The organism is Paenisporosarcina sp. P4_E4_2 (assembly GCF_056401595.1).
Window position 1 is genome coordinate 1 of sequence record NZ_JBFUJC010000233.1, and the last position, 5,046, is coordinate 5,046.

The window sequence follows — 5,046 nt, forward strand, 5'->3', positions numbered from 1 at the left end:
CTGGTTATATAGATTGGAAATCAACAGGAAAAAGCGTAACGGTCTCGACTAATTCTAAGATGTGTATTAATTTGAATGGCATAAGTTTAGCGAATTCTTCTGATTTAACTGACCCCTCTATATTAWGTGGCAATGGAAAATTAATTCTTTACCCTGGGCGAACGAATATGGATAAACTGCCCGCAGCCGTTGAGGATAAGAYAATTTACATGAATGATTTCGTGGCATTTTTAAATGAATGTAATGTAAATACTGCTGGTTTACCAGAAGGGCATTCCATGAAACAATTTATCGATAGCACGAGTGAAATTGAAGCGACAGTTGATTATGGTAACTAAAAGAAAAGAGTCGAATAACTCGACTCTTTTCTTTTTATGTATTTTTTCCTATTTTTAACATGACATTTTACACGAATAGTATGATAATAGGATGAGTCGGTTTGAAAAAATCACACCAAAAGTCTCGGTGGGGGTTATCGGAAAAATGAAAAAATTATTGAATGATAGAGGATATGCTCTTTTAATAGTTTTATTTACCATTATAATATTCTTAAGCATGTCAGCGGTGTTCATGAGTGCCTCGCTCAACCATGTGAAACAAGAGCAAACGGTTGATCAGAATAATCAAGCGGTTGTTGCTGCGGAAATGGGCGTAAAAAAGATAGGAACTGATATAACTAATCAAATTGGACTTAAGTATAATCAAATTCGTAGTTTAGGTAAAATATTTATGATAGAGAAAGAAAAATGTAGTCAAGGTAATAAAGAAAATTGTAATTCTATCAGGCTTAAAAAAAGTCTGGAGGATTATGAAAAAGAAATAGTGGAATTTAAAGATATATTTTTACCAGCTCTAGTAATTAATGTATCTGGATCCCATTCAGCAAGTAAATCGGATAAGTTTACAGAAAAAATCAACATAATATCAAATCGAACTAACGATTTAGGTTACAAGATGAGTCAACTTCCAACTATCACAACAGATGGAGATAAATTGAAATTAACTTATAATGTTATTGGATTTTACGGAAATATTGATTCTTCAAGAAAATATAAAATGGCAGCTGTGATAAAGTTTGATGATCCTAAAAATCTATCAGAGGATATTGAGAATAATCCTATTCTTTTAAATAATGGGGTCGTTAATGAAAGTGTCACCATTTTCCCGGGAATTGTAACGACTCTATGTCAATCCTATCTTCAAACATTAAATTCTTCTACCCAAAAACCCTATTCTTGTAAGATGAATAGCTCATATTCATTAGCATCATTAAAAACGGCCATTGAAAGAAAGAATCTCAAAACTTCTGACTTTAATATTTTTATTGATAATTGGGCTGATATTAGTGTTAATGGAAATACTAAAGACCTTTATAATTTAAATTTGTATGTAAACAGTTCAATTAATAATTTTGGTAATATTAATAATCTTAAAAATTTCAAACTCTATGTTTCGGGAAAATTAGATGCAGACAATGCAAACAATATAGGGAAACATAGTGAAGGGCATAGTACGATGGTTATGCAAGAACTTGATGTAAGTAAGTTTAATGGCCAGGGAATTAATAACACAACAGTTGTTTTATTAGGTGTAAAAGATTCCAATTCTTCACTGTTTAATGTAGATAAAAAATTTAGACTTCAGGCTTCATCAAAGTTCTGTATCAACCTAAATAGATTTCCCTCATCAGCAGTATCACAACTTCTCGAAATAGAAGGTGAAGGGAAAATATTTTATTATGGGACAAAAAACAACTTATTAAATGAGCCGAAATATAATCATATTCAAGAGTATCAAAGATTTTTAGATACTTGTGGAGTTACAAATTACGCAGTAGAAGGTGAATCCTTAGATGTACCAAGTAATTTGATAAATACTTCTGAAGTTACAATTAATGGTGTTACTTATAATCCCTAAGAGGTGAAACATGATTAAATTTCTAATTCTTATTTTGGTTGCATTCATCGTGTTTCCAATCGTGATAGTATTCGTGAAAAAAATAGATTTAAAAACTAAGCTAATGTTTCTTTTCGGCGGATTCATCATCGCTCTATTAGGCTTGTTGGCACAATCCACACTAAGTCTCTATTATTCTGTTTTGATTATGTTAGGTTTGTTATTTGCAGGGGCCGTAATTTTAACGAAACGGTTGGAAAATGAAAAACTTCAAGAAGAAGAGTTGCATTTATATGTGCCTAAATCTATTCAAGAAGCGATAGAAAAACCTACAGAATCCTATGTTGCAGCAACTTCTCATACTCCAAAAGTTCAACCTGTTATTGAATCTCAAGCTGAAGACTGGTTTAAACCTGCAAAAAAGGAGGACCAATAAATGAACAATAAATTATTTGGGACTACTTTTGCAGCGCTACTGGGCTCAACTGTTTTATTTTTCGGTGTAACGCAAGCAGGTACATATGTAGTCGATGAAGTTGTTTTCCCATCAAAAGGTTTCGGGGAGCAAACATATATAGGTCCATACGATGTTTCAAATTTGCCTGAAAACGAGGCTGCGGTAACCGTGCAAACAGGTGTAAAAGGGTGGTACGGCGAAGCGAGTGTCCAAATTAAATTGCAAGATGCAGTTGTTCCTTTCCCATTGGAAGTTCTACAATTCAATACGGATAGCACATTAACTAACGCACAAGATGGAGCTAAAAATGAACTGCAATTTGATGTGACGAAAGAATCCGTTGGCACATTCCTAAATCAACAATTTTCTCCAATGGTGTTTAATGATGAAGAAATCACAATTGTCACGGAAACGATTCGTGAACAATTGGCCGCTGGACGAAAAGATCAAATCATCGATATTACAAGTGCTTTACTGGCAAATTCTACAGTCGAAACTGCAGTTACTAATGTGACTTTCAACAATATTGAATCATCAGAGGGCATTCGTAATTTGATGACAGCGCTAAATGGATACTTAATCAATCCGAAATCTACTTTTTCGATGCTGGAATTTATCGAATCAACGGATTTGGGAAATTTAACGGAACAAGATTTAACCACAGTAGCTTCTATTTTATATGCGTCGGTATTGCAAACGAATTTTGGGGTGGATGAAAGAAGTATTGGACCGGTTGTTCCTACTACTGTTCCGCTTGGCTTCGAAGCTTCCATTAACCGTGAACTTGGGGTTGATTTTGTATTTACAAACCCGAATGCTACCGGCTTTACCATCAATATGAACGGAGTGGGGGCAGGTCTTAATGCTAGCCTCACTGGATTTCCTTTTATTTATCAATACGAAACGACAATCAGTGATAAGCAGGAATTTCTACCGAAAACCATAAAACAATATAGTTCATTCGTAGAACCAAATACGGTTCGCGTAAAAACGCAAGGTGAAAATGGCATTCAAGTCGCTGTATTTAAAAACATACGTTCAGACTCTGCCATTAAAGAAACGAAAGAAGTATCAAAAGATTTTTATCCACCTGTTCATAAAGTAGAACTTCATCCATTGACCGTTACGATGCCTGCTGCGGGAACCGGAGATGGTACGGGCACGACAGATGGTTCAGAATCGACGAAAGGTGGGTCAAACGGACAACCTTCTACCGGAGCTGGTACTGGAACAACAGGAGATGGAACTTCTATGGGAGGTTCAACTGATTCTGGTTCAACTAATGAAACTGGCAGTGAAAATGATTCGGAACCACAATACGATAAAGGTGGAAATCTTATTCCGCCTAGCAAGTAATAGGGGGAGTGCAACTTGATTCGAAAAAGACTGGGTGACTTACTAGTTGAAAATGGTTTGATTACAGACGACCAACTAACGAATGTATTGCAAAACAAACCACGGGAAGAAAAACTTGGGGACGCACTTTTGCAGCATGGAATTATCACCGAGCAACAACTGCTCGAAGTACTCGAAATTCAACTTGGCATTCCTCAAGTTCAGCTATATCACTACCCATTCGAAGCAAAGTTATTTAACCTGATTCCTAAAGACGTTGCAAAACGCAGTTTGATGGTACCTTTGAAAGTAGAAGGGGACAAACTATACGTAGCCATGAAAGACCCAATGGATTTCATTACGATGGATGATTTGCGTCTAATTACCGGCTTTCATATCATTCCCGCGATTGCATCTAAGGAAGAGATTTTAAAAACCATCAACAAATATTACGAAGAGGAATCGTTTGACGATTTCTTAGTAGATCAAGCTTCTGCAGTTGATAAACAAGAAGAACTTCTTGATATCGATGCACCGGTAGTAAGAATCGTTAATCAGATTTTATCTGCGGCGGTGACTCAAAAAGCGAGTGATATTCACTTTGATCCACAGGAAACTCGATTGTTAGTGCGTTTCCGTATTGACGGAGTATTGCATGATGAACGAACACTTCCAAAGCTAATGCAGGGAATGGTCACGGCACGTGTGAAAATTATGTCAAAACTTGATATTACGGAGCATCGTATCCCTCAAGATGGTCGTATTAAAACGAATGTTGATTTTCGTCCAATTGACTTACGTGTCTCTACTCTGCCTACCGTTTATGGCGAAAAAATAGTTATGCGTATTTTGGATTTATCCAATAACTTAACGGATATATCAAAACTCGGCTTCCACGAAAAGAATTATGAGAGATTCATGAAAGAAATAGCCAAACCAAATGGAATTGTCCTTATTTCTGGTCCAACTGGTTCAGGTAAATCTTCAACGTTATATGCAGCGCTCAGCTACCTAAATGATGAACAAGTGAATATCATTACGGTTGAAGATCCTGTTGAATATCAACTCGAAGGGATCAATCAAATTCAAGTGAATTCGAATGTTGGCTTAACATTTGCGGCTGGACTTCGCTCGATTCTCCGTCAAGATCCCGATATCGTCATGGTTGGGGAGATTCGAGATAAAGAGACCGTAGAAATTGCGATTCGGGCTTCTTTAACGGGTCACTTAGTATTAAGTACGATCCATACAAATGACTCAATCGCCTCGATCACTCGATTGATGGACATGGGTGTGGAGCCGTTTTTGGTTACGAGTTCGATTAATGCGGTTGTGGCACAACGTCTTGTACGTAAAGT

The 5,046-nt window shown here is 36.4% G+C and carries 5 protein-coding genes; all 5 read left to right on the top strand.

Annotated features, from left to right (window positions below; all coding sequences use genetic code 11):
- Positions 1–338 (top strand): hypothetical protein (locus AC1DSB_RS14250; protein ID WP_477586939.1); only part of this gene is annotated, 338 nt, incomplete at its 5' end.
- A 145-nt stretch (positions 339–483) separates the two neighbouring features.
- Positions 484–1,917 (top strand): hypothetical protein, encoded by a 1,434-nt coding sequence (locus tag AC1DSB_RS14255; RefSeq protein ID WP_477586940.1) that lies wholly within the window; start codon positions 484–486, stop codon positions 1,915–1,917.
- Positions 1,918–1,927: 10 nt separating this feature from the next.
- Positions 1,928–2,332 carry a hypothetical protein gene (locus AC1DSB_RS14260; RefSeq protein ID WP_477586941.1) on the top strand — a complete coding sequence of 135 codons (405 nt, stop codon included), beginning with the start codon at positions 1,928–1,930 and terminating at the stop codon, positions 2,330–2,332.
- On the top strand, positions 2,333–3,709 hold the full coding sequence (locus tag AC1DSB_RS14265) for a VanW family protein (RefSeq protein ID WP_477531875.1): 1,377 nt from the start codon (positions 2,333–2,335) through the stop codon (positions 3,707–3,709).
- Between the two features lie 15 nt (positions 3,710–3,724).
- A partial coding sequence (locus AC1DSB_RS14270) for a GspE/PulE family protein (RefSeq protein ID WP_477586942.1) occupies positions 3,725–5,046 on the top strand: 1,322 nt, incomplete at its 3' end.

Coding starts and splice junctions, on each gene's coding strand:
- AC1DSB_RS14255 (WP_477586940.1), top strand. CDS start 484: ATGAAAAAATTATTGAATGATAGAGGATATGCTCTTTTAATAGTTTTA.
- AC1DSB_RS14260 (WP_477586941.1), top strand. CDS start 1,928: ATGATTAAATTTCTAATTCTTATTTTGGTTGCATTCATCGTGTTTCCA.
- AC1DSB_RS14265 (WP_477531875.1), top strand. CDS start 2,333: ATGAACAATAAATTATTTGGGACTACTTTTGCAGCGCTACTGGGCTCA.